Consider the following 26780-nt stretch of genomic DNA (forward strand, 5'->3'; position numbering starts at 1 on the left):
GCGCCTGAAGGCTGTACACCAACGGTGCGGATCGATGCCAACCGTTTTTCAGCGCTTCTCGCTCTCGCGGAAATACTCGCCGGGGAAATCTGCCTGAGGTGCGTGATCGGGATGACGCCAGGGGAAATTGGGGCCGCGATCTTCCAGCAACGGAATCTCGTTGCCCTCGGATTCTTTCAGCAACGACCAGAGTGTCTGATTCATGGCGTTGATTCGCGTTTGATGCGAGGGATCATCGATCAGGTTGTTCATTTCCTCTGGATCGTTTTCCAAGTCATAAAACTCGTCGCGATCCCAAAGCCCATGGCAGCGAATGTATTTCCACCGTCCACCGATCACGGCGTGCAAGGTCGGGGTGTGGGGATAGTTGCGTTCCCAGTAATATTCATACAGCAAGTGTTTTCGAGTCACGTCTTCGGTCGACGTTCCGCAGATTGATTTCCACAGACTGATGCCGTCGATGGCCGCAGGGGATTGGGCACCGGCGGCTTCCAGTAGCGTCGGCGCGATGTCGATATTGCCGATCAGATCGGTGTAGGTTTGGCCTGCAGGGATTCGGCCGGGGGCTTTCATCAACAGCGGGACCTTGGCGCTCGCTTCGTAAGCGACCCGTTTGTCGATCAATCCGTGATCGCCGAACTGAAATCCGTTGTCGCCCATGTAGACGAAGACGGTGTTGTCGGCGAGGCCGGATTGTTGCAAGTACCGGTCCAGGCGTCCCACACTGTCGTCGACCGCGAGGATCGATTCACAGTAGCGGCGGTAATAAACCGTCGGTGAGAAATCGGCCATGTTGTAACCGAAATCGACTCCGTGTCGGCTGTTGCGTTGATTGCGGACCCACATCGGCAGCTTTCCGCTCACCATTTGCTCGGGCGTCGGGATGTGAATCGGCAGGGCTTTGTCGTCGTAGCGTCCGCGATGTCGATCCGCCGGCACGAAGTCCGCGTGAACGCCCTTGTGGCTGACGTACAAGAAAAACGGCTTTTCGGTTTGCCGGTTGGTTAGCCACTCGATGGCATAGTCGGTCAACTCGTCCGTGATGTAGCCTTTTTGTGCAACGCGTTTCCCATTGACGTTGAAACCGTCGTAGGTGGTTTGGGGCACTTCACGTGTCGTGCCATGACCGTCCGGCCAATAGGTGCCTTGCCCCTTGAACGCCACCCAGTGGTCGAACCCACGCTGCGGGTCATCGATGTCTCCACCCATGTGCCACTTGCCGACGAAGGCGGTTTGGTAGCCGGCTTTTTGAAGCTGTTGGGGAAAGAACACCAGGTTCGAGTCGACGGGATGGTAGTTGTCCACGACGCGGTGGTTGTGCGCGTATTGTCCGGTCAAGATCGACGCGCGACTGGGCGAGCAAAGCGACGTCGTGACATAGGCATTGGTGAACAGCGCGCCGGCCGAGGCGATCGCATCGATGTGGGGCGTTTCGATGAACGGATGGCCGGCAACGCCCAAGCAGTCATATCGATGGTCGTCACACAGGACGAACACGATGTTGGGAGGCGCGGCGGCACAGGCGTTTTGGCGGTTCCAGCATGAGAGCCAGGCGATCAGCAACAGCAGCAGGGCGGGGACGACGGACCGGTGACGGGCGATGCTTTGTGGCATGGGATCAAATCGGGGGACCAGGGCGAACGGACAGAGGCGTCCAAGATAGTCTGACGATCGGCTGGGCGGGGACGATCGAGAGATTGCCTGACTGGATCGAGAGATTGCCTGACTGGATCGAGAGATTGCCTGACTGACGAGGCGATCGGTATCCCGAAGGGATGAAAGCACGTAGCCGGAGGTGAGCGNNCACAGCGTTGCCGTTCGGGGTGGGCCAACGCCGTTGGCCCGTCGGCTCGCGGCCGCTGCCGATCACTCTTCGCGGATGTCGGCGGTCAGGATGGCTTTGGCGGTGACAGATTGATCGCCGGCGGTGGTGATCAGGACGGTCACCTTTTGCGGGCCTTCGGCGTCGGTCGGGGTGAAGGTGGCGGGAACGATGTGGATCGTCTTGGCGACGGTTGCTTGGGGGAAGGAGACGTCCCAACCTTCGCAGGTGATCGATTCGATCGTGAAGGGGGTGGCGCCTTTGATCACCAATCGCTTTTCAATTTTTTGCCCCGGCTTCAGGCTGCCGAAGGCGATCGCCTGGGGAGAGATACTGAGCGGGCTTTCGACGGTTCCGCTGACCGGGAAGGGGACTTCGGGGCGTTTGGTGTCGTTGGTGATGACGATGATTTCGTTTTGGAAGGGCCCCGTGGGCGCGTCTTCGCGGATCGCGACGGTCAACTCATAGTCGGCTCGGCCGGCGCTTCGGCTGACCAGTTTCTTGCTGGGGACCAACCACGGCACATTGCTTCGCACGTCGGCAATTTCCCAGTCGCTGCGGCCGGCATACAGCACACGAGTGGTCTTGCTGGCCGTTTCGCCTTGATTGACGGTGCCAAACTCGATCGCACCGGGGTGGAAGACCATGTCGCTGCGAATGTAGCCGTCCACACGCAGCCGTACTTCGCTGAAAAAGGGCTTGTCGACCACAACGGTCAGCGTCGCGCCCTTGGTTCCCCGAAAGGTGTCGGTGTTGAATCGCGCCAGAATCGATCCCGTTTGTCCGGGCTCGATGTACTCGGTTTCGACGATCGGCGTCGTGCATCCACAGCTCCGTCGGACCGTTTGGATGTGCAGCGGTTGCGTGTAGGGGTTGTAGACCGGGAAGCGGAATTCCGTTTTGGAAGCAACGGCCACGGTTCCAAAGTCATGCTTCTTGATCGCAAAGGCGTTGTCGGGCCATTGAGACTGGGCCGGTGCGGATGCAGCGATCGAAAACGAAGTCGCAATGGTCGCAAGAGTGATAACGGTGGCGCGGAACATGTGTGGGAATCCCCCCGGATGGCGATGTTGTGTAGTGACAGTGTTCATGCAGCGCGAATACTCCACAAGGTGTTCCCCGCTGGAGGGAACCTAGGTCGAGAATTTGACATTGGTCGCCACGGCGCCGGAAAAAAACAATCGCTTGGAGTCGCGGCGATCGGGCGGCTTGCTCCATTTTTCCGGGATGAATCCTGTTACGATGGGAATGATTACCGAATCCAGGTAGACGGGCAAGGGAATCCCCCTCGGTTGAACTGTTTTTCCGCAAGATCCGTATAATCCCGCGGTCGGATTATCGCGACGACGTCGACCTTGCGCCCCGCCTTGCTTCGACACTTGCTTTGCAAGGTCCCAATCCAGCCAATCCACCGCTTTTTTGATCGTCTGGACGATGTTATGGAATGGCGCAACAATCTGAACGTGATGGACAACCACCCCAACGATCCTCCCGGAGCCGACAGCAGTGGAGCGGAACGGTTTGCCGCTGCGCTGGAGCGTGTTCGTGAGGGAGACGACGAAGCGATCGGCGAGCTCTGGAACGGATACTTCCAACGGCTGGTACGTTTGGCGGCCAAGCGTCTGCCGTCCAACCTGAAGCGAGCCGGTGACGAAGAAGACATCGCACTGTCGGCCTTCAACAGTTTCATCGCGGGGATTCGACGCGACCAGTTCCCAGATCTCAGTGGCCCCGACAACTTGTGGGGGTTGTTGATCACGTTGACCGGCCGCAAAGTCAATGCCCACCTGAGGTTCCAGACCCGTCAGAAACGTGGCGGCGGTGCCGTTCGGGGGGAATCGGTGTTCATGCATGAAGACGATACCCGGAAGTCACCCGGCATCGGTGGGGTTTCTGACGAATCGATGACCGCAGATCTTTACGTGGAGCTGGAAGAGACATGCAATGCTCTGCTGGATCAATTGCCAGACGCCCAGTTGCGTCAGATCGCGGTGATGCGGATGGATGGGTTTTTGGTCGACGAGATTGCCGACCGGTTAGGGCTCAGCAAACGCGCGACCGAGCGGAGGTTGCAATTGATTCGGCGGACTTGGTCCGAAGCCGTCCATTCCAACGACGAGGAAATGGACGAGTCGGTTTGAGCCTGGTGAGTGAATGGTCGATCGTAGAACACCCGATGGCTGCGGCAAGCGACGCGGCACAAACAAGCCTGTGACCCGGTGGTAAAACACGATGAACTTGGACGACCTGACCGCCGACGAATTGGCCGCGATCGATACGGTTTGTCTGGAATTCGAGGAATGCTTTCCGACCGATCGTCCGTTGTCGGTCGAACAGGCGATCAAGTTGTTTATTGAGCAACATCCCAGTACGCCGCTGCGCGAGCACATCGAACTGTTGCGTGAAGAGCTGCTGGCAATCGAAAACGAACTGCAATCGAAACGACGTCGCGCCAGCCAGGCGGCCGAATCCCGGCCCACACCGTTCCAGTCTAAGACCGGCGTCCCCGTACAACCGGACCCGGTGTTGGGTTTTGCCGACCCGACCGGCCCGCCGGTCGGTGAGCAACCAGCGTCCGATGCCGATGCCCCGGTTGCCCGCGCTGATGTTGCCCGCGCTGATGTTGCCCGCGCTGATGATCGTCCGGCGGCTGTCGGTCCACGAGCGACCCAATGGATGGCTCCGGCGCCGGTTGCGGGGCGATCACCGAAATCGAGCGAACGCCCAGCCTCGGAGGACGGTTCCGCCTCGGCGAAATCGCCTGCTGCGGCGAAATCCCCTGGCACTGCTGATCGAGCCGGTGCCAACGATCGCTTGGCCCGCGGCGAATCGGTCAGCGCGATCGGGCCGTATGCGATCGGTCGGATTCTGGCCCGTGGCGGCATGGGGATCGTCTATCGCGCCCTCGACACACGGCTGGACCGCCCCGTTGCGATCAAGATGTTGGGCTTTCCGCACTTGGCACCGTCGGACCCCAAGCGAATCGAACTGGTGGAGCGATTTGAACGCGAGGCCAAGGCCGTCGCGGCGCTGTCGCATCCCAACATTGTGGAGCTGTTCGACGTCGGGATGGCGGGCGATGCGCCGTATGCGGTGATGGAGTTTCTGAGCGGTCTGACCTTGGCCGAGCAACTGGTCGCCGGTCCGATGTCTCCAGAGCAGACCTGTCAGATCGGGATGCAGATCGCAGGTGCACTGGCGACCGCGCACGCCGCGGGAGTGATCCATCGCGATTTGAAACCACAGAACGTGATGCTGGTCGACCATCATGATTCGGCAGGCGATTCGGCGCCGAGAGTCAAGTTGGTCGATTTCGGACTATCGCGGGTCAGTGATTCAGCGTTCGCCGATGCCGACCAAGACACCAGCCGGACTCGATCGGGGATGATTCTGGGAACACCCGGATACATGGCGCCCGAACAGGCGCGGGGCGAATCGGCGACCAGCGCGGCCGACATGTTTGGATTCGGGTGCGTGTTGTACGAAGTGTTTTATGGAAAGCAGGCGATCCCCGGTGAGACTCCGGCCGATCGATTGGCCGGCACATTGAGGGGAGAAGTCGAGTACGATCACGGCCCATGCGAGAAGTCGGCGGTGTTGTGTGAGCTGATCGCCCAGTGCCTGAACAAGGATCCCGCCAAGCGTCCGACGGCGACGGACGTCTATGCGCGTTTGCGTCGCTTTGACTTGAGCAGCAGCATCGCGGCAACATCGCCGCGGACCAACGAATCGGTCGACCGACACGGAGCCGGCGAGGGAATCTTGCGGCGACACGTGTTGACGACGTTGGCCGGCGGGCTATTCGGCGGCATGCTGGGCGGACTGTCATTGGGCAAGACGTCCTCGCGGATGGGATCGATCCAATCGATCGCGGTCTTGGAGCTTCGTGACATCAACGCCAAGGCGGGTGAGCGGACCGGTGGAGCGACGCCGTTGGCCGACCGGAGCCTTGCCGACGGTGAAATCCTTGCCTCGGCGCTCGTCAATGAACTGTCGGCGGTGGACGGCCTGACGGTGCTTCCCTACCGGCCGCTGACGGCCCAAACGCCCGAGCAGTTTGTCGCGCTGGGCGAAGAACTGGGGGTCGATGCGTTTTTGACCGGGGCCTTCGAAAGTCAAACGGCGGGACAACAAACCTATTGGGTCGTCAGCTGGCAACTCGTCAGTGCCGTCGACGGCAGCCTGATCGATGGCAAACAATTTGTGACCGAACAGTCGGTCGCCATGCCGGGAGGACAGTTCCTGACGCAAAGTGCGGTGGCGTCAGATGTCGCCAAACAGATCGGACGTGCCCTGGTCACCAGCGGGCAAAAAAGCGATGCACCGGACCCGATGGCCTACGGATGCATGATGAAAGGGCATGCCTACGCGGATGCCGACAGCACCAAGGGCCTCATGCGGGCGCTCAGTTGTTTTGAAAAGGCCCATGAAGAAGACCCGCGGTTGAGCGAACCGCTGGCGGCAATCGCCCTCGCTTCGCTGACCCTGGCCTCACGAACCGACTCGGCAGAGTCGCTCGCCCATCTGGAAAAAGCACGCAGCAGCATGACCAAGGCGCTCGAAAAAGATCCCAACTCCGTCGACGCTCGATTGGCCCAAGCGATGATCGAATGGCAGTCGCTGGATCATTTCGACGAAGCCTATCGGATCTTCGCCGAATTGCACCGCAAGTATCGATACAACTTCCAAGTCCAACACCAGCGCGGGTTGCTGTTGGCGGCGCTCGGTTTGGGCGAGCAAGCGATCGACGCATTGCGGACGGCGACGAAACTGAACCCGATGTCGATGCTGATCAAAACCGACAAGAGCCGCGTGGATTGGTTCTTCCAATATGATCGTCGTGCACTGATCGATGCACAACGCTATCGCGACTCGACGCCGGAATCGAATCCTTCCCGAATGCTCGCTGTCGGATTGCTGATCGACATCTACGAACAGCGAGGCGATTTTCAAAACGCGGCCGAGCAGCAGGGGATGGCAATGACGCCGACGACGTCACAGGACTATTTTCGCATGCGTCAAGACACGTTGGCAGAGTATCCCTACGGCCCGTTCGGCACGACTCTCAATCGGGCCATCTTTGATTTGCGGACCCTGCCGAAGCTGGACGATTCGATACTGGGTGTGTTGAGCGAATCCGGAGCGACGATGTTCTCCCTGTTGCTGGCCCAGCATCCCGCGTTCTTCCAGCTTCGCATCCGCCCGGCCGCCGCCCCTTACTTGCCATCGACAAAGAATATCGGACGGAGTGCCTGACCGGGCGGAGTGCCTGACCAGGTCGGTGCGGGATGGCCGTCTGGAAGCCGCCGCGGCCAAGCTTTTCCTGGAATCGCAAATGACCTTTACGGACCGCATGATCGAGTTGGCGATCGCAATGAAATCCGCCGGTGTCCCCTGGCAACCCTCGGCGGGACACTATGTCTTGGACCAAGATCGGGTGGTGCAGCGAGCGTCACCGTTTCAGGAGCACGTTTACTTCGTTCTGAACCTGCCGCACTTCGTGAAATTGGCCGGTGGGGTCGACGCGTTCGTGGACAAAATGGTCTGGTTGCCGACCTGGGAACAGTCGCGTCAGGTCCTTCGCGATGCCGGAATGACGGACCAATGCCTACAATCGATCCTGCTGGAAAAAAATTCGATCGCCCGGCAAGAGGAGTTGGTGACGCTTTACGAGCTGATCCTGGATCGTTTCGGCGGCGCGTCGCTCTCCGCCGATTCCCCCAATCTTGCCGTCTAAGGATCGGACGACGGGCAGCTGTTGAATCGCTGTTGGTGGGATAGGCTTCGAATCCGTGGGTTCGGCATCGACGCCATGATGTGAGCCCGTCGCGCGAGCGCGAAACGCCGCGTTGCCCCTAGCTCACACGTGCGGGCTTCAATCGACAGCCCGCTCGTGCCCTGCCGCGACCAACAACCACCCCCGCTTGGCTGAAGGGATGAGCGAAGGGATGAGCGAAACGGCGCGAGCCGTCCGGTTTCGGCTCGGACGACCGCAGGGCGCGCGCCCTGCCGCGAACCAAACCACATCGCTCGACCCGGACTGGGAAAACGCTCGTTGGGGCGATTGTGACGCCGTCGATCGGCATCGCTGATTGCTGGAACCGAGACCCTTCGTCGACTAGACTGCAGACGCGTTCACTTTCCTTTTCTCTCTCCGCATGAGCGACTTTTCCCGCATGCCGACCGCAGCAAGAACTCAGGCCCTGACGTTGCTCAACAAGGTGACGTGTCCGCATTGCTGGCATGCGTATGCGCCCGAGGAGTCACTTTGGATCGCCGAACACCCCGATTTGTTGGGCGATGCCAAATTGGGGTTCCAGCACGCCAAGCGGTTTTTGCCGAGTCGTTTCAGTCCCCAGGGGGATGCGATCGATGAGATGGGGCAGTACGCGACGCGGATGGCCTGTCCCAAATGCCATCTGCACGTCCCGCGTTCGATGTACCAGGTGCCGAGCCTGTTCTTCAGCATCTTCGGTGCGCCGGCGTGCGGCAAAAGCTATTTTCTGACATCGATGTCCTGGAAACTTCGTCAGACCTTGCCGAAACGATTCGCCGTTTCGCTCAGCGATGTGGATGCGGAAACGAATTCGCGGATTCATGAATACGAAGAGTTACAGTTCATGAACCCGGATCTGGACACGCCGGTCGCGCTGGCGAAAACGGAGGAGCAGGGGGACATGTACGACACGGTCGACATGGGCGACCACAGCGTCTCGTTGCCGCGGCCGTTCATGTTCAATCTGCAACCGCTGTCCAATCATCCGCGTTACCGTCTCAACCGCGAGATTTCCAAGTTGGTTTGTCTGTACGACAATGCGGGGGAGAGTTTCTTTCCCGGAGCGGACAAGACGGTCAACCCGGTCACCCGGCACTTGGCCTGTTCCAAGTGTCTGTTTTTCTGTTTTGATCCGACACAGGACACGCGTTTCCGCCGCGCTTGCGAAGGCAAGACCGAGGATCCGCAGATGGTGTCTCGAACCTCACGCTTGGCTCGCGAGACCACGGTGCGCCAAGACACGATTTTGTTGGAGGCGATCCAGCGGGTGCGTCGCCATGCCGGCCTGCGCGACGATGAATTGCATCAACGTCCCCTGATCGTCATTGTGACGAAGTGGGATGCGTGGAAGAATCTGTTGCCGGATGTTTCGTCCGAGGAGCCGTATTTGCCGGTCAAGGGCACCAAGTTCTGCTCGCTCGACAGCCGACGCATCAAGGAAACGTCTGAGCGGGTCGGCGAGTTGATGGCGGAGATTTGTCCCGAGATCGTCGCCGCGGCCGAAGGGTTCTCGACCAGTTTGACCTTCATCCCCGTCAGCGCCAGTGGCAGCAGCCCGACGGTCGATCCGGCAACCGGCACGTTGGGGATTCGGCCGCGAGACATGCAGCCGTATTGGGTCGAGATCCCGATGTTGATGGCGTTGCACAATTGGGCGGGCGGTCTGGTCGGAGCGACCGGCGATACCGCCTCGTTGGACGACGGTCGCTGGCTGACGGAACAACTCGAGTGACCTTTGAGTACTGAATTACTTTACACGTCCGCGCCCCAAGGGCTGCGTCATGGCAGTCGAGGTTTCTGTACGGTCCTGACGACGGCCGGAATGCCGATCAACGTGATCGGAAAGTTGGAAGCGATTTCCAGCTACCGGCATCTGTTTCCACCGGACAGCAACCGGGCTTCGGAAAACCCCGTTGCGCTTGCCCACCAACGTGTCAATCTGGGCGGTCAAATCGTCTCGGTCCTGTCTCGCGTCGCGGCTTACGGGACCGACTACTCGGGCCGGACCAACAAGATCGCCCATCACGTCACGATCGACCCGAGCGAAATGCCCGCGGCGGGGCCGGCTTGGTTGATCCGCCAGGCTTCGATCCTGCGCAGCGAGTGGTTGGGGCAGTGTGAAACACCGGCCACTGGACCGGCGATCCCCCGCGGCGACCAGCCGTCACGCATCTGCACGTCGTGGAAGTCGGTCGCCGGTGATGCCGGCTGGGGCGGCGTGGTGGCCGAAGCGATTTCGCAACCCGACGCGACGCCGTTGTGGGTGATTTACCCGCTGAACCAGCAGGGGCGACTGCTGGAGCTGATCGACGAATCGATCGCCCTGCTGCCGACCAGCCAACGCTGGAGAGCCACGTTCAATACGTTTGCGGCGAACATCCCGCCGGACGTCGAATGCAAGATCCGCTTCGTTCCCGTCGGTACCGAAGAGGCACGGTTTGCGGCTTCCGCTGGAAAAGCGATCGATCTGACCAAGCACCCATCGATCACCACGGCGTCGCAATGGGTGGAGCGGGCACGGGGGGTGATTCGCGGAGAATCCCGAACGCCGATTCCCAGCGGCGGATTCAATGCGGTCCAGGACGTCGACGTCGCCGCCCCGGTCGAGTCGTCGTGGTCGTCCGACGATGACGCGCCGGTCGGGCCGCCGCCGCCGATCGAACCCCCATCGTTGCCGATGGACTTGATCCGCGGCAGGGAGCGACGCAAGAAACTTGTGCTGGCCGGCACGGTGTTGACCGTGATCATCGGATTGATGGCGACCTGGACGGTGGCACGACTGATGGCGGGGCTTCCCATTCTGCCCGGATCCGGACCGCCGCCGGCACCGCAAATGCCGATCGACATCACGCCGCCGATCGAAGAACAAGAGCCCGTTCTCGCGCCGGCTCCCGTGCCGATCGAGACGCTCGATCTGGTATTGCACTACGACAAAAAACAACTGCTGAAGTTTGCGGTCCAACACCCCGACGAAGAAACTCCGCTGCCGGAGCCGGTTTCGCTGCGGGGCTATGTGCGACTCAAGCCGATCCCCGACGATTCGCAGAATGCTCCCGACATCAAACGCACCAAACTGGTTGCTTGGGGCGGCGGTGCCCTGCCGTTGGGAAAGACCGAGGAACTCGTCGTCGCGACCACACAATTGACCGAGCGGACGCAAACGCTGGCCGTGGAGCAGTTGCCCTCCATCCCGGAGGTGTTGGGCCCGACCAAAGTTTATTGGAGTCGCCAGACCGGCGACCTGATCGCGATCGCCGAATTAGACGTTTCCAACGAAAATGAACGGTTTCGCGAGCAGGGTCGGGCCTACCGCACCGCCGCGGTCAAGCTTGCCCGATTCGCGGATTTGGCCGACTCGATCGAGCGAGAGAGCGCCTCGTTGCCGCCGAATTTAAAAGAGGTCACCGAAGCGTTTTTCCGCCACTTGTTCCCGGGCAAGGCCCAGGCTCGGATCGAATCGCTGATTCGCCGGGCCGGAGGAGTGGACCTTTCCGAGGCGTCAACCAAACTGAAAGCGTCGTTGCGGTCCAAGCTCGAGTCGTCTAACAAGGCGTTGAAAAAAGACCAACAGGCGGCACTGGTGCAGATCGTGGACGACTGTGGACAACTCGGCCAAGTCGCCGCCGAACTCCATCGCGCCTTTGCCGTCCTGGCAGAAGGTCATCGGGTCGAAGTTCCCGAATTGAAATTCCTGGAATCGGAATCGGTCGTGCTGCGACGTGTTCCGCTTCACCTACATTTTTCCTGGTAAGTGTTGCCATGCCGACGACCGTTGACAAGATCCGACGCGCTCTCGAGAAACGCGATGGGATTGCCGAAGACGAGATGCGTGTACTCGCCGATTCCTACCGGACGAAAGTCCAGGAGGTCAATCAGCGTCTCGACGACGCCGTCATGTTGCTGCGCAAAGGGCTGCGCAGCGAAGCGATTCAACGCGTCGAAATGACGCCCAATGCGCTCGACGCCGCGGCCGAACTGGAGTTTCCCGAATGGGATGAGTGGAACGAGATCCTGCAGTTCATGGGGATCCCACTGCCGCCCAAGCTGAACCAAGATTACGTCGCCCAGATCAATGAAGCGATCATCGAAAGCCTGCCGCTGGACGCCCTGCTGCGACGGCATCGACGGTTGGCGATCGCAAAAGCGCCGTTGGCGGTCCGGCTGAGAACGCTTCGGCAGATTGCCCGCGTGGATTCGGCCAACAGTGTCTGGCAGGACGATGTGGAGAAATGGGAAAAGGTGCGGCTCAGCCAGATCGATCATGAGCTCAAGCACGCCCTGGAGCAAGAAGACGCGCGCTACCTGTATCAATTGAACCAAGAGCTGACCAGCGGCAACTGGCGGGTCGCGCCCTCGTCGCGGTTGATCGATCAATGCGCCTTCGCCGCCGAAGCCCACGTCCGCCAATCTCAAGAATCCGAACTCGGTGTCTTGGCCCCGCAAATCAACGCGGCGTTTGAAGATCGTGACGAGTCGCTCGCCAGAACGCTGCGATCACAATGGCAATCGGTCCGCGGCAAGTACAAGGTCAGTGTGCCGGGCCATTTGGAATCCAGCGTCGCCGGGGCGATGCAGTGGCTCGAAGATTTGGATCGGCAAGCCGTGATGGAAAGTGAACGGCAGATGGCGATGGCAAATCTGGAATCGACGCTGGAGTCCGATTCGCCGATCGAAGAGGTCAAGAAGGCCTATGATCAGGCATCGCGGTTTGGTGAGCCGTTGCCCGAAGATCTGACGCAGCGCGTCGAAGAGCTGGCCAAGCAGCCGGCCAAACAAGCCAAACGCAAAATGATCCTGATCGGAGCCGGTCTGGCAGCGGTCGTGCTGGTGGGAATCATCGGCATCGGCATGTTCATCGCGTCCTCGGGAAAGCAAACCGCACAACAAGAAAGCGTCGACCAGATGACCCGGTTTGTCGAGACCGAACAGTACGGCGCGGCGATGGATTATTACAACTCGGTGCTTGCCTCCGACCCGGACCTGGCGCGGTTGCCCGCAATGGTCGCGATGCAGGCGACGGCAAAGAAAGCCATCGAGAAACAGACGGCACGACTCGAATTATTCGAGAAACTGATCGCCCAGGCCAGCAACGACGACCCGGCCTTGATCGACGAAATCCTATTGCCGCAACTCGACGAATTGGCCGCCACGCCAGGCGAACAGGCCCGCGTCGATGATCTCCGCAAACGCAAGGCGGCCTACCGGGCCGGCGAGGCGATGCGACAGTCCGACGAAATGATCGGCAAGGTCGCCGAGTTCCAGCGACAGTTCGGCGAACTGTCCTCACGCGGTGATTCGACCGCCAACCGCCAGGCCATCGGGCAGTTGCTCTCGTCTGTCGTCCGGCTTCCCAACCAATTCCCGCTCGCTTCGGACGGGGCGCGGGCGAAGCAGGAAACACTGCGTTCACAAGTCGATTCGACGTTGAAACGTCTCAAGGACGAAAGCATGGTGTCCCAGCAACGCGATGCGGCCATCGATTCGTTGCTCAACTCCCGTTCGTTGGAAGTCTACTCCGATCGGCTGCGCGATTATTCCACGCAGTCCGTTTCACGCACCGACTTCGTCGAATTTCGTACGGTCATTGATGAAGAAGACCACTGGTTGAATGTGGAGCGGACCAACGCGTGGCTGGCCGATCTGGAGTCCAAGTTGAACAATGGAGTGACGTCGACCGAAGCGGCGGCGTTGATCGAGTCGGCGGAAAGGATCCAATCAATTGTCTCGCCCAATCCGGTCTTGCAGGCCATGCCGCGATTTACCGAGACGATGAAAGAGATCGTCGGGCGGAAGGTCATCCTGGACGGCGCCTTCGGGCTGATTGCCAAACATCCGCTGTCGCAATTGGTCACGCTGCCGATTCCAGATTCTGAAAGCCCCACCGGCACGACGTCGCATTTGATCTACAAGACCTTTGCCGAGCAAAACACCGACCGCATGGCCCGCGCCGGTAGTATCGGCGTGGACGTCGTTTCCGATCCGCTGGGCGGTGTCCGCAACCGAGCCTTCCAGGGGCCGTTGCCGAAGGTCATCGACGAACCGATTCAATCGATCGCCCAAGTCGTCAGCCAAAAGTCCAAGCAGGCGATTGAGTTTGACAGCAAGTGGGAACTGACATTTCTGTTGCAAGTCAGCGAGGTGATGAAGCGGCCAGAACTCGACGGCGTCATCAAAGAATGGCTGATCTATTACTTGCTCGACGCCGCCACGCGCGGCAGCAATAAACTCAAGGAGATGATTCCGTTGACGATGCGAACGCTGGTGCGACGCAGCACCGTCCGCGAACAGTGGCACCAGTCGCGACCGACCGACCCCGAACTGAACGCGGAGGTCAAGCGGGTGATCGCAGCCGAATTGCCCATCGCCTATCGACGTTTGGCCAACCCCTTGTCCGACTACGAAAAAATTGCCGCCGAGCGGCTCAAGTGGGTCGGTTTTCTGACCAAATCGTCCGGCAACCAAATCGAGTATCATCTTCGCGGTGGAACTCCAGAATATGACGGCACGTTGTATGTCGCCGCGGCCTCCAGAGAGGGTGACGCGGAAACGTCGATTTTTCCGGTCGGAAAACTGCAGCAAGGTCATGTTCAATTGACACCCAATCCCGTGCATCAAGTCCCCGGACGCCCCCTGTTCTTGTTTCCGAACTGAATCGCATGACTCAAATCGAACGTGTCTTTATTCGTTTCCGCGGTCGAACGATCGGCCCGCTGACACCGGACAAGGTCAAGGACATGGTCCGTCGGGGCCAGGTCACTCGGATGCATGAGTTGTCCGGCGACGGGTTGAGTTGGATGAAGGCCGATGAGTTCGGTAACTTTTTCCCCCGAGCGGTCGCCAGCGGTGGCATGGCCGGCGATATGGCGGCGTCCGCATCGAGCGTGCCGCCGGGTAGCGAAGGATCAGACGGCGAAGGCGGCACCGCGCCGGCTTCCAACGACAACGCCACGGCGCAGTGGTACGCCCACGTCAATGGTGAAAAACAGGGACCGGTTTCGATGGACCAAATGCGTCTCTACAGCGAGGCGAAAATCCTCAAGAAGGATTCGCTGGTTTGGAAGAACGGCATGGACACGTGGAAACCGGCTGCCGAAGTGATTCCGGAATTGTTCGGCGGTGCCCCAGCCGGCGGCGGCCAGACGATCGTGTCACACGTCACCAGCGAGACGCCTCCGTCCGACGGCGGCGCGCTGTCGACCGAGTTGGCCAAACACCACGCGCTGATTCTGGCTTTCGGCGTCAGTCTGCTGATCATCGCCGCGATCTTCATGGTCGGCCAGATCGTGGCCCTCAATCAGGGCGGCAGAAAATTGAAGTCCGATACGATGTCCGCCGCGATCCGGATTTCGCTCAGCGGTGTGGCCGCGATCGCGGGCGTGATGGCGGTGCAGTCGGCGGTCAAACTGAAAGCCGCCGCCCAATCGTCCTCGGCCATCGCCGCCTTGATGGCCGCACGGACGTTGAACCAATTCTGGCTGCTGACCTCGGTCGCCGTCATGATTTGGCTGGGGATCCTGTTGCTGATCCTGATCACCGCCCTGGCCACCAACGTGCCGATCACCAACGTGTTGGCCTAAACCATCCGAGCCCGGCGACTCCACCGCGTCATGCAAGGCATGCCGTCACCACGTAGGGCATGCTGTGCATGCCGTCGCTTGGTAGGGCATGCTGTGCATGCCTTCGTTTGGTAGGGCATGCTGTGCATGCCGTCGTCACTGAATAAAATCTCCCTTTTCTTGCACGGATCATCGCGTCGCTTCCCACTAACTCGGTAACTGTTTCCCGACTCTGTTTAGTGATGAGACGAACGATGCGACTGACGCTGCGAACGTTGCTGGCCTACTTGGATAACACGCTTGAGCCCCAGGAGGCGGAAATTCTGCGGCAAAAGGTCGAACAGAGCGGGTTCGCCACGCAACTGGTTCAGCGAATCCGCCGCTCCGTGGCTGACCCTTCGTTATCCGCTCCCGCTCCCGATTCGGTGCATCCGATCGAGGAGCCCAACATGATGAGCAACTTTTTGGACAGCACTCTGTCGCCGGAGCAGATCGCTGAAATCGAAAAGGCCTGTCTGGAATCGCTGCCACATCTTGCCGAGGCGGCCGCCTGTCATCAGATCTTGACGTTGGTGTTGGGACGACCGGCCGCAGTGTCGGATCAGTTGCGTGAGCGTGTGATCGCGATGGTCGACGCCAACGGCAAGGTCGTTGCGACGGATCCGTCGCTGTCGACCGGCCCGCTCGGGGGAACCGCATCGCCGGCGATCGCCGGCGAAATCGGACCCCGTTATTCCGGCATCGATCTCACCGACGCCGATGACAGGGCGGCAACGCTGCCGCCCGCAGAAACTCCAGACGACGCGGCCGTTGGAACGTTTCCCGATGCATCATCGGAGCCGATCGCCGATCCCCGAGCGACACCGCCGCAAGACGTGAAACCGGTCGGAGTGAGCGATAGTGGGGTGTTTCAGGCGGCGACAAAACTGCGTGAACAGTCGCATCAATTTGCCGAGGCCGGGACCGCATTGGACGATGCCGAGCCGCTCGCAGGCGATCGGCCACTGAAACAATTGGAACGTTCCGATTTCTACGACGGAGAAGTGCGCACGTCGCGGATCACCCCGTGGCTGGTAACGCTCGCGCTCGTTGCGATCTTGTTGTTTGCCATCAGCAAAATATTCACGCCGCTGCTGGGACCGCAAAAACTCGCTCAGTCCGATGCCGAGTCCGGTGTTTCCCAATCCGACAGCGATGTGCCCGCGTCGGGCGACGGTGCCGGCGAATCGAAAACCGATGAGTCGAAAATTGGTGAATCGGCAACCGGCGATGCAGATGCAGAGGTTGACGACGGGTCGGGCGATCCGATGGCGATCGATCCGGAGATGTTGCCGGCGCCGGAACCGGTCGCCCAACAGCCGCCAGTTCCCGGGACCGACGATGCGCCACCGGAGCCTGATTCGGCGGCCGACTTGGTGGAGGTTCCCGCCACGACCGAGACGGCGGAACCGATGGAGGGTTCCGATGCACCGCCGCTGCCACCCACTCCCGATCCATCGATCGCACCCGACAATCCCGATCCGCTGGACGGAAACGCCGAAGTGGTGATGGAAGATTCCGACGCGCCTCCGCTGCCGCCTGGGATGGCCGAAGAACGGATCGCTTCGTTGCCCGATACCAAGACGCCACGCGCTACCGATTCCGAGACCACAACGCCTGAAATGGACAGTGCGGTTGACCCGACCACGGATGATGCCGCCGCATCCGAATTGGCTCTCGCAACACTGGTTTCCGACAATGCGTTAGTCGCCAAGCGGCAGGGGGAATCGAACTGGACGTTGATGGCACCCGACGCCGCCGTGACCCCCGGCAGCGTGACCGTTTGTGGCCCCGAGTACCGCGCCAATTTTCAGCTGTCCGGAGATGAATCGCTGACCAGCACGCTGGTCGGACCTGCCGAAGTCCGTTGGGAATCGGGTCAGGCGACGGTGAACATGGAGATTCGTTATGGCCGGGGCACGGTTGAATTGCCCAAACCCGGAAACAGTGTTGCCATGACGGTCGGCGAGACCACGATTGTTGCCCAGACAGAAACGGGGCAGGCTGTGCTGGCATTCGAAGTCGCGCATCGTCGTCAGTTGGGGGCCGACCCGATGGTCGTCCAGAATCATCAGACCGTGGTGGTGCTGACCAGCGTCGCGGGCAACGTTTCGGCCAGTGGGCACGGCGACGCGGTGGAGGTTCCTGCCGGTTCGCAGGTGGTTTTGAAGCTGAACGAATCGGATCCCGGTGAGCATTCGGTGACTCAATCGACACCGTTGCCGTCTTGGATTGATCCGGAAGTGGACACCGGATCGTTAGAATCAGAGGCGGCAAGCGATTTGCTGGAATTGGTTCGCGGCGACGGATCCGATTCGCTGCTGCTGTCATTGCGAGTTGCCTTGGGATTTCGTCGTAATGAAGTCGCGGCGCTCGCCGGAAAGACGATGTTGGCGTTGGGTGATGCCTCGGCCTACTTCGGTGTAGATGGACTATTGAGTGATCCCAAGCAGCGTCTTTACTGGTCATCTCATTTGGATGCCGTCCGCCAGATGATGGACCGCAGCATTGTCGACGCCGCAGCCGTCAGGACGGCAATCGCGGGGCAAAACGCGGCGATGGACAACGCCGACGGCGACACGTTGTTTCGCCTACTGATCGGGTACTCACAAGACCAATTAGAAACCGGCGGAGACGCCGAATTGGTGGCCGATCTGGAATCCGGGTCGATGCCCGTACGGGTTTTAGCGTCGGAGCACCTGCGCGACATCAGTGGCACGACACTGTTCTTCAAACCCGAAGAGGAAGTTGCCAGTCGTCGCGAGGAAGTGGTTAAGAAATGGAAGGTTCGGTTGCGGAAGGAATCGATCCGATATCCGGAAGCCGAATGAGTTCGAACGTCAAGCGTGTTGCGCGAGTGCTGATCGCAACGATCGTCATCGTGGGGCTGGTCCTGGCCGCTCGCAGTGCCATCACGCAGTGGAGCCATCAACAGGATTTGGCCTTGCAGCGGATCGCGAAAATGGAAGCGGCGATCGAATCGGCGAAAACGGTCGCGGAGCGTCGGCAATTGGAGAGTGACGTGGCTTTGGCTCGGTCCCAGGTTCCGAACGTCCTGAATCTCGCCTGGGGAAAAATCGGCTTGGCCGCCGTGTTCTATGGACTCGGGCTGATTCCCGGCGGGTTGGTGCTGTACGAAGGAACACGGGTGTTGGGCTATCGCGTCCGTCTTCAGGACGCTTTGTCCGCCCAAGTGGTCGGCCATTTGGGAAAGTACGTGCCTGGCAAAGCGATGGTGGTCGTGATCCGGGCGGGACGACTGGCGGGGGGGGGCGTTCCAATCGTCGCGGGTTCGATCGCCGTCTTTTTAGAAACGCTGACGATGATGGCGGTCGGCGCGGCGTTGGCGGGAGTTCTGATTTTCCTGTTGCCGGTTCCGCGATGGATCGCTTGGTGTGCACTCTGCGGAGGCGTCCTGGCGACGCTACCCACCCTGCCCCCGGTGTTGAAGCGGCTGGTCAATAAAGTCTCCCCCGAACCAACAACCCCGCCCAATCTCCCCCTCCCCCCGGGGACAGACCCCAAATCGTCGGGGACAGACCCCGGGTTGGCGGGGACAGACCCCCATTGGCATCAAGTTAACGAGTCACCCTCCCGTAGGCGGGAGGGTCGAGCGCAGCGAGGGGAGGGTTCCGGCTACCCAGCATCCACCGACACCAACAATGACGTGTCGAAAACCCTCCCCGCGTCGTCGCAAACTCCTTCGCGACCCTCCCAGAGGGAGGGTGACCCCGGGTTGGCGGGGACAGACCCCGGGTCGGCGGGGACAGACCCTGGATCGTCAGGGACAGACCCTGGGTTGGTGGGGACAGACCCCGGATCGTCAGGATTGTCGGGGACAGACCCCTGGTTGGTGGGGACAGACCCTGGGTTGGTGGGGACAGACCCTGGGTTGGTGGGGACAGACCCTGGGTTGGTGGGGGCGGAGTCGGTGGTCGTTGCGGTTGGCCATGACTGGCGTTTCTTTGTCTCTGCTTGGATCGGCCAGGGCGTCGCTTGGGCGCTCATCGGTGCGTCGTTTGCCTGTTTGGTTGATAGCATTCCGGGAGAGCGGACGGCGCATTCCGCCCTGCTGCTCTACGCCGCCTCGGTCGCTTCGATCGCGTTGGCGATGGTGGTCGGGTTCGCGTCGTTGCTGCCCGGCGGTGCGGGGGTTCGCGAGTTGACGTTGGCTGTGGTTTTGGCGCCGGTGATCGGAGGATCTCACGCCCTGTTGGCTGCGATTTTGGCTCGACTTCTGTTTATTGGGGTGGAATTGCTGGCCGCGGTCGCCGTGGGACTGCTGGGGCGAGTGCGAGAAAGCGTGCTTGCGCACGAATGAGCGGAACCTGGACTGCTAGGACGGGTTTCATCGTGATAGACTAAAATGCTCGATTTCAGGCATTGATGCCGATTCTTCATTTCTCTTAGCGTCCCCGATCGTTTGGCTGTTAGCGATTCCACCGCACTGCGTTACCAGCAATCGGACCCCGACGTCCGGTTGATGATTCGTGTCAGAAACGACGACGCCGCTGCGTTTGAGGAGTTGCTGCGAAAGTATCAGCCACGGCTGGTTCGTTTGATGCGAACGATCGGTCCCAAACCGGATCTGGCAGAGGATCTGGCGCAAGAGACGTTCATGCGTGTTTTTCGGGCGCGACACAGCTACGAGCCCGGCGCCAAGTTTTCGACGTGGCTGTTTACGATCGCGGCCAATGTGGCGCGAAACGCGATGCGTAGTCAGGGGCGGCGTCAGGAGGTCAACGAGATCGACGCACCGGTGACCTCGGACGGCTCCCAGGCCGTGGGCATTCTGGCCGCGACCGCGTTGGATGCCAGTTCGCTGATGCCAGGTCGCTTGGTCGAAGGCAGCGAACGCGGTGCCATCGTCCGCCAGGCCGTCGAAGCCTTGGGGGAGAGACAGCGGACGGCGCTGATGCTGTCGCGTTTTGAGAATCTGAGTTATGCCGAAATCGCTGAAACGATGGGCCTGACCACCAAGGCGGTCAAATCGTTGCTCAGTCGAGCACGAGTCAACTTGCGCGAAATCTTGCAGCCGTATATCGAGGCGGGGGTGATCCCGAGCGAGGTGGAACCATGAGCGAAAGTGTCTTGCTAACCGACGATGAACCGGTTGATCCCGACGATGAACTGTTGGTCGCCTATTTGGATGACGAACTGGACGACACCGAGCGAAAGGCCGTCGAGAAGCGGCTGGTCGCGGAGACCGAGTTTCAGCGGCGCCTGCAAACGCTGCAATCCGGGTGGGAGTGGCTGGACGAGCTGCCCTCGGAGTCCACCAACGAGAAACTGGTTGAATCGACCATCGAGCTATTGGTCGCCGACATCATTCCGGAAAAGAAATCGGAAGCCGGCTGGGTGAGCAAGCATTGGAGACAGCTGGTCTTCTTCGCCTTGGTGGTCGCCGGTTTTGCCGCCGGCGCCATCGGCATGTCGATCGCCAATCGGATCGCACTTCGCAATGACCTGGCAGAGCTGGCGATCGCGGAGGACCACGAAGCCTACAAGCTGGGCGACAATTTTTCGTTCTACTACCAGCTCGCTTACAACCCCCGCTGGCAAAACATGATCGAAACGATGGAACAGGTCGGTCAGCGAGAAATGGCTCCGGCCAGTGTGGTCGCTTCCATTCCATTACAAGACCGCGACGCTGCGCTACAGTCATTGCCCACTGAAACCCGCGAGAAGTTGGTCGTCCGCTGGGAAGCCTATCGCGGATACAGCGAAGAGACCAAGCAGGAATTGAGGCGGATCGCCGAGGAAGTCCGCAACGCCAAAGACAGTGAAAAACTATTGCGGACCATGAAAGCCGCGTCGGTCTGGATCGAAAGCGTCGGTGAAGAATTGCGTGATGATCTGCAAAGCACCGACGAAGCCGTGCGGCAGAATGCAATCGACCTGGCGATCGACATCACGATGAACGATCTGGCCCGTGATTCGGGAAAACTGATCAGTGAAGAAACCTCGGATCGGATCTATCTGTGGTTGCAATGGTTGTTGAAGGAACGGATGGAGCAGATCCCTGGTTTGGCCGCCGGAATTGAACGGGGCAAAGCCATGCTCAAGGAGCAGGGACGCGACGATCAATGGGCGGAGTACTTCACGCTTCGCGCGATGGTCGACGACCGCGATTGGCGAGGCCGGGGGCCGGGGTTTTCCGGATTCGGAGGCGGATTGCGACTGGGACCCGGCGGTGGCGGGCCAAGGGGGCCCGGGGCCGGACCAGACAATGGACCGCCGGGCAACGGTCGACCGGCACCTCATGACGAAGATGATTCCGACGCCGACGAGCAACGTGATCCGGGGCGACGCCCGTCGCCACCGCGGATTCCTCCCGTCACCGACCGCGAATACCAAGACCTCAAGGCGCTACTGGATGATCAAGCCCGCGAGGACCTGAGTGCGTTGACGAGTCTGTCGACCGAGCTTGCCGGTGAAGTGGTTGCGGTCAACGATACGCTGCGGACGTGGACCCTTGAAGCGCTCCGCCGGAATTCGCCGGCGTTCCAAGCCGATGAATCGACTCCGCTTGATCGCTACCGTTCGCGAGAAGAGCCGGACGTGTTGGACCTGCTCCCGCCGGAGGAAATCATGAAGGCGATTTACTACCGCCCTGATCGCCGCGGAGGCCGACGCTAAGCTGACCTACGCGCACTTGATGCAGGTCGTCGCGAACGGCAAAATCTCCAGCCGGGCCGGATCGATGTGGGCACCGCAGCGAGCACAGATGCCGTAGGTCCCCTGTTCGATCGCGTGCAGTGCTTCTTTGATTTGGTTGATCTCGCGCATGGTGACGTTCCCCAAACCGGCGAGCACTTCGTCTTCTTCTTGCTCGGTCGCACGTTCCTCCCAGTCTTCGTTGACCGCTTCGCTGAGGTCGGTGTCAATTCCCTCGACGCGAGTGACCAGCTTATCGAGCTTCGCCTGTAGCTCGGCGCGGACGGCCGAGTAGTCGGGATTCGGTTGTTCGGATTCAGTTGTCATCACGTTCCTTGAAGAATGTCAAGATGAGCTTGGCAGACGAAACCACCAACATAGAACAAACGCACCCCCACGTCGATTCCACCACTCCGCTTTCCGCCCATGGTCGCCGTTCAGTTGGTCGTCAGTTGGTGCTGAATGGCGGCGGAAAGGGCAGCCGGGTTTTCGCCGCATTGCTGCCGGACGGGTGATCGGAAGAAGGTAAGTGAACGGCGCCACTGGCCAGGAATTCGATCAACAACTGGGCACGATGGTCGACGTTTTGTTCGGCCAGCAACCGCAATTTCATCGCCACCGACAGCGGCAGCGTGTGCGAGATGATGTCCGTGATCGGCCCCAACCCCATCGAGCCGGCCAACAGTTCGCTCAGCCCCTGCTGGACACTCTGGCTGGCCGGGATCACCTCGCCAAAGGCAGCCAACAGTGCGGCGCGAAGCTGGCTGCGGTCGTTCATCCCCGATGGCGGATAAAGATCGTCCAACACGTTGATCTTGGCGATCCGGAAGCAACGCCCTGCATCGACTTCCGCTGTCACCTGGGCCCGTTTGATGCCGACCAGCAAGATGTTGTGCCGGTCGTCATCGCGTTCCACGTGGGAGACGATTTTCCCGATGCAAACGGTCGGGTCGATGGGAGGATCGCCCTTGCCGATCGGTTGCGTCTCGGTCAGCGTCGCCATTGCGATCAACTCGTCGCTTTCGAGTGCCTCGGCGAGCATTTCGCAATAGCGGGGTTCGAAGATGTGCAGCGGCTGCATGGCGTGCGGAAACAGGACCAGCGAAGGCAACGGGAACAAGCGGACCTGACCGTCAAAGTCGTCCGGCAAGCGAGTCAAGTCGTCCAAGTCACCCATCAATTTCACTCTTCGGCAAACGCCATCAAGATCCGCAACACGTACCAAAACAGCAGCACGACTGATGCAAACAACGCCAGTGATGCCGCGACGTGCTGGTCGGTACGGTAGTGGTGCAGCACGTTGGAGGTGTCGTACAGGATATACCCCGAGGCAAGGGCGACCATCGCCACGCTGAACCATAGCCCGAGCGAAAAGCCCATCAAGATCCCTGCGAAGATCGCACCCATCGCGGCGAATCCGCCCAACGCCAGGAATTTGCCCCAGCCACTGAAATCGGCACCCGTGATGAACACAAACGCGGTCAGCCCCCCGAACACCACCAGCGTCACGGCGGCCGCCATCAGCGGGGTCTTGGGGTCGACGAACGTGATGGCCACGTACAGGAGCGGGAACAGCAGCGCCGCCTCCGCCACCACGTACAAGCTCAACCCCGCATACTGCATCGCGGGCGAGGCCCCATTGGCGGCCCAAGAGCGGGCCAGCCAGCCGACTCCCATGAACAGGACCAAAGCGATCAGCCACGTCCAGGGCGACACGCTCTGGACCAGTTGCATCATTTTGGCCTGCGGGACGACGGTGAAAATCACCGCCTCGATCCCGATCAACGCCAAAATGGCGCCGAACAGGTGGGTGTAAGTTCGTCGAATGAACCCCGCGCGAGCCGACTCGTCGGCAAACGCGGCTGGCACTCCCACATCGGTCACGGAATATGGATTCACATTGCTCATTGAAACATCTCGCTGATTGGAAAATCGCATCCACCCCGGGCATCATCCCAGGCACCATACCAGATGCAAGCCGGGTGCGCTGCCCCCCGACGACCTGACGCCCGCGAAGCTCTCACTGCCCAAGCTCCTGATACTGCGTCACTATAGCTTTCCATGCGTCGGTTTGATGCGCCGTATGCCGTCGGAAACGCAAATTTGAGCTTGCAAACCGAATCAATCGCCCAACAGGCAACGCCCCTGCAACCGTCACGGTTTCACAAGTATGCTCGCCGGAACAGTGGACGACATTGGTGATCGGGGGCTCAAATAGGCGATGACTACTTTCGCACGCAGCGGCCAACGCGCGTTCCACCCGCATCCGGCCGTCCGCGTGATTGGCCAGCCAGTGAGATAGGCTCCCCGGTCCGTCAGGTTCGCCGGAGCCGCCCCAGCGCGTTGGACGTCGGTTCCACTGACCCGTCGCGACATCCACCCTACCCGGTGGTGGCACGTCTGAACCAGATGTGTCACCCACGTGGACGAAGTCCGCGCCGCCCGGGGCTCTCGCGTCCCATGTCCACTCCTGGAACTACCTTCACGTTCGAGACTTCATGATGACCACTGCTGATACACCTGGAACCTATCTTGTCACCGGTTGCGCGGGCTTCATCGCCAACAGGGTTGCCTCGCTGCTGCTTGACGCCGGGCACACGGTCGTCGGCGTGGACAACGTCAACGACTACTACGACACCTCGCTGAAGGAGCACCGACTGAAGGCACTCGAGTCTGATCGATTCCGTTTTCATCGGATCGATATCGAAGACCAGGATGCGTTGGCTGGACTGTTCGACGCCGATTCCTTCGACGCCGTCTTCAATCTTGCTGCCCGGGCCGGCGTCCGGTACAGCATGGAGAATCCTCACATTTACGAGACGACCAACTCGTTGGGCAGTCTGAATCTGCTGCATCAGATGCGGCGGACCGGCGTCGGCAAATACATCCTCGCGTCGACGTCGTCGCTGTACGCCGGCCAGCCGATGCCGTTCAACGAATCGCTGCCGGTCAACACGCCGATCTCCCCCTATGCGGCCAGCAAGAAAGGCGCCGAGGTGATGGCGTACAGCCACCACTACCTGTATCAGATCGACGTCTCGATCTGTCGCTACTTTACCGTCTATGGGCCGGCGGGGCGTCCCGACATGTCGATTTTCCGATTCATTCGCTGGATCGACGAGGGCGTTCCGATTCAACTATTCGGGGACGGTGAACAGTCCCGCGATTTCACCTATGTCGACGATATCGCCCGGGGAACCATCCTGGCGGCGAAACCCGTGGGATACGAAATCATTAATTTGGGCGGGGGTGGGACTCCGGTTTCGCTTAATACCTTGATCGGCATGCTCGAAGACCGGCTCGGCAAAAAAGCGATCATCGAGTATTTGCCCTTCCACCAGGCAGATATGATGACCACCAGTGCGGACATTTCGAAAGCCGGAGAGCTGCTGGGGTGGAAACCTGAGGTTTCGTTGGAACAAGGATTGGACGAATCCGTGCGTTGGTATCAGACTAATAAACCGTGGTCGGAAAAAATTGTTCTACCATGATTCCCCCCGACCAGACCGATCTTGTTGAGCCGAAGCCTACCGTGCCCCATTCACGTCGCCGCATCGTCTTTTTGAATCGGTCGTACTGGCCGGACATTGAAGCGACCGGCCAGTTGCTCTCGGACTTGTGCCGAGGTCTGGCCCCGCACTTCGACGTGCATGTGGTTTGCGGCCAGCCGAACAGCCCTGAACCGAACAGCAATTATTTGCAGGTCGGTGCAGAGGTCCGCGACGGCGTCACGATCCACCGTCTGGCGCATCATCAATTCGCCAAGAAGAACCCCTTCGGACGAATCCTCAATCTGCTCTCGTTTTTTTATTCCGCACGTCGCTACCTACGCAACGTCGATTGGGGGGCCGACGTGGTCATCAGTGAGACCGATCCGTTTCTCTTGCCGATCGCGGGGGCGGAGTACGCCCGACGGGTGGGCGCCGAGCACTGCGTTTATCTGCAAGACATTTATCCCGATGTGGCGGAAGCGGTCGGCAAGGTACGTCTACCGCTGGTCGCACCGCTGCTGAGGCGAAAGTTGCGCGGCGCGTACCAAAATGCCTCAAGAATCATCGTGCTGGGACGCTGTATGCGGAGGCGACTGACCGGGCCTCGATGGGGAATCCAACGTGACAAGATCGAAATCGTGCCCAACTGGTCGGATTGTCAAACCATTGTCCCGATCGATCCTCGCAACAATCAATTTCGAAAACGCTTTGAATTGTCCGACGCCTTCGTGGTCATGCATTCCGGCAACATGGGGCTGACGCAACGTCTGGAAGTGTTGATCAGCGCGGCGGCCGAGCCGCATTGGCCGGCCCGGGCAAAACTGTTGCTCGTGGGCAACGGGGCGTCGCGTGACAAGTTGCTCGAGCACGCCGCGCGGTTGAATGTTCCCCCGGGGCGCGTCGAATTTGTGCATTATCAACCGCGCGACCAACTGACTGAAAGTTTGTCCGCCGCCAATGTCCACGTCGTCTCGATGCACGAAAACGTCACCGGTTGTCTGTGCCCGAGCAAGTTGTACGGTATCATGGCTGCGGGCCGCAGCGTGATTGCGGTCGCGGACCCGCAAACGGATCTGTGCCAAACCGTTCGCGAACGCGACATCGGCTGGTGCGTTCCACCGGGATCTCCGAGTGCCATTGCCGATGCCGTGGCCAAAGCCGAAGCGGAATCGCGTCGCACCTCCACCTGCGACTTTGTCAATCGACAGCGTCGATCAAGGGACGCGGCGATCCGTCACTTTGACCGCCCCGTGATCGTTAAGAAATTCTCGCAAATCCTCGCCAGCATCCTTTCCGATCACGCCATCGACCTGACCGACCACAATCTGCACGAAGCCTCGATCGGTCAGCATCACAGTGCGTCGGATTCTGGTATCGCGCTGACGCACTGAATTGTCTGACGCACTGAATTGTCTGACGCACTGAATCTTTGCCCCTTT

At 60.2% G+C, this 26780-nt stretch carries 19 protein-coding genes; 13 read left to right on the top strand and 6 right to left on the bottom strand.

Going from position 1 to position 26780, the window contains the following annotated elements; all coding sequences use genetic code 11:
• Positions 1-48 precede the first annotated feature (48 nt).
• From NZK35_RS22300 to NZK35_RS22310, 3 genes are all read right to left on the bottom strand, one after another.
• On the bottom strand, positions 49-1614 hold the full coding sequence (locus NZK35_RS22300) for a sulfatase family protein (protein WP_259634737.1): 1566 nt from the start codon (positions 1612-1614) through the stop codon (positions 49-51).
• Between the two features lie 252 nt (positions 1615-1866).
• Positions 1867-2913 carry a DUF1573 domain-containing protein gene (locus NZK35_RS22305; protein ID WP_259634738.1) on the bottom strand — a complete coding sequence of 349 codons (1047 nt, stop codon included), beginning with the start codon at positions 2911-2913 and terminating at the stop codon, positions 1867-1869.
• Between the two features lie 42 nt (positions 2914-2955).
• Positions 2956-3099, bottom strand: a complete 144-nt coding sequence (locus tag NZK35_RS22310) for a hypothetical protein (protein WP_259634739.1) — start codon at positions 3097-3099, stop codon at positions 2956-2958.
• 189 nt (positions 3100-3288) lie between these two features.
• Between NZK35_RS22310 and NZK35_RS22315 the strand changes: the two genes are divergently transcribed.
• From NZK35_RS22315 to NZK35_RS22365, 11 genes are all read left to right on the top strand, one after another.
• Positions 3289-3963, top strand: a complete 675-nt coding sequence (locus NZK35_RS22315; protein WP_407699817.1) for an ECF-type sigma factor — start codon at positions 3289-3291, stop codon at positions 3961-3963.
• A gap of 91 nt (positions 3964-4054) precedes the next feature.
• Positions 4055-7078, top strand: a complete 3024-nt coding sequence (locus tag NZK35_RS22320; RefSeq protein ID WP_259634741.1) for a protein kinase domain-containing protein — start codon at positions 4055-4057, stop codon at positions 7076-7078.
• 79 nt (positions 7079-7157) lie between these two features.
• Positions 7158-7559 carry a hypothetical protein gene (locus NZK35_RS22325; RefSeq protein ID WP_259634742.1) on the top strand — a complete coding sequence of 134 codons (402 nt, stop codon included), beginning with the start codon at positions 7158-7160 and terminating at the stop codon, positions 7557-7559.
• A gap of 421 nt (positions 7560-7980) precedes the next feature.
• Complete coding sequence (locus NZK35_RS22330; RefSeq protein ID WP_259634743.1) at positions 7981-9330, top strand: hypothetical protein; 1350 nt, start codon at positions 7981-7983, stop codon at positions 9328-9330.
• Positions 9331-9333: 3 nt separating this feature from the next.
• A complete protein-coding gene (locus NZK35_RS22335; protein WP_259634744.1) occupies positions 9334-11349 on the top strand; it encodes a GAP1-N2 domain-containing protein in 2016 nt (671 codons plus the stop codon).
• Between the two features lie 8 nt (positions 11350-11357).
• Positions 11358-14249 carry a hypothetical protein gene (locus tag NZK35_RS22340; RefSeq protein ID WP_259634745.1) on the top strand — a complete coding sequence of 964 codons (2892 nt, stop codon included), beginning with the start codon at positions 11358-11360 and terminating at the stop codon, positions 14247-14249.
• A 5-nt stretch (positions 14250-14254) separates the two neighbouring features.
• Positions 14255-15175: a DUF4339 domain-containing protein gene (locus NZK35_RS22345; protein ID WP_259634746.1), complete on the top strand. Its 921-nt coding sequence runs from the start codon at positions 14255-14257 to the stop codon at positions 15173-15175.
• A gap of 221 nt (positions 15176-15396) precedes the next feature.
• A complete protein-coding gene (locus tag NZK35_RS22350) occupies positions 15397-18024 on the top strand; it encodes a hypothetical protein (protein ID WP_259634747.1) in 2628 nt (875 codons plus the stop codon).
• Positions 18021-19514: a hypothetical protein gene (locus tag NZK35_RS22355; RefSeq protein WP_259634748.1), complete on the top strand. Its 1494-nt coding sequence runs from the start codon at positions 18021-18023 to the stop codon at positions 19512-19514. The genes NZK35_RS22350 and NZK35_RS22355 overlap by 4 nt, the downstream gene beginning before the upstream one ends.
• 102 nt (positions 19515-19616) lie before the next feature.
• Positions 19617-20273 (top strand): RNA polymerase sigma factor, encoded by a 657-nt coding sequence (locus NZK35_RS22360; protein ID WP_259634749.1) that lies wholly within the window; start codon positions 19617-19619, stop codon positions 20271-20273.
• The gene (locus NZK35_RS22365; RefSeq protein WP_259634750.1) at positions 20270-21832 is read left to right on the top strand and encodes an anti-sigma factor; all 1563 of its coding nucleotides are present in this window, start codon (positions 20270-20272) and stop codon (positions 21830-21832) included. The genes NZK35_RS22360 and NZK35_RS22365 overlap by 4 nt, the downstream gene beginning before the upstream one ends.
• 6 nt (positions 21833-21838) lie before the next feature.
• Here NZK35_RS22365 and NZK35_RS22370 read toward each other — a convergent pair whose 3' ends face one another.
• The 3 genes from NZK35_RS22370 to NZK35_RS22380 form a co-directional block, all read right to left on the bottom strand.
• Positions 21839-22177 (bottom strand): TraR/DksA family transcriptional regulator, encoded by a 339-nt coding sequence (locus NZK35_RS22370; RefSeq protein WP_259634751.1) that lies wholly within the window; start codon positions 22175-22177, stop codon positions 21839-21841.
• 121 nt (positions 22178-22298) lie between these two features.
• Positions 22299-23027 carry an LON peptidase substrate-binding domain-containing protein gene (locus NZK35_RS22375; RefSeq protein WP_259634752.1) on the bottom strand — a complete coding sequence of 243 codons (729 nt, stop codon included), beginning with the start codon at positions 23025-23027 and terminating at the stop codon, positions 22299-22301.
• 5 nt (positions 23028-23032) lie between these two features.
• Positions 23033-23758 carry a Bax inhibitor-1/YccA family protein gene (locus NZK35_RS22380; RefSeq protein ID WP_259634753.1) on the bottom strand — a complete coding sequence of 242 codons (726 nt, stop codon included), beginning with the start codon at positions 23756-23758 and terminating at the stop codon, positions 23033-23035.
• A gap of 593 nt (positions 23759-24351) precedes the next feature.
• Here NZK35_RS22380 and NZK35_RS22385 point away from each other — a divergent pair.
• Both NZK35_RS22385 and NZK35_RS22390 read left to right on the top strand, forming a co-directional pair.
• Positions 24352-25341: an NAD-dependent epimerase/dehydratase family protein gene (locus tag NZK35_RS22385; protein ID WP_259634754.1), complete on the top strand. Its 990-nt coding sequence runs from the start codon at positions 24352-24354 to the stop codon at positions 25339-25341.
• A 41-nt stretch (positions 25342-25382) separates the two neighbouring features.
• Positions 25383-26732: a glycosyltransferase family 4 protein gene (locus NZK35_RS22390; RefSeq protein ID WP_259634755.1), complete on the top strand. Its 1350-nt coding sequence runs from the start codon at positions 25383-25385 to the stop codon at positions 26730-26732.
• The last annotated feature ends 48 nt before the right edge of the window (positions 26733-26780 follow it).

Origin of the sequence: Stieleria sedimenti (assembly GCF_025060895.1) — a bacterium.
GTDB classification, from domain to species: Bacteria; Planctomycetota; Planctomycetia; order Pirellulales; family Pirellulaceae; genus Stieleria; species Stieleria sedimenti.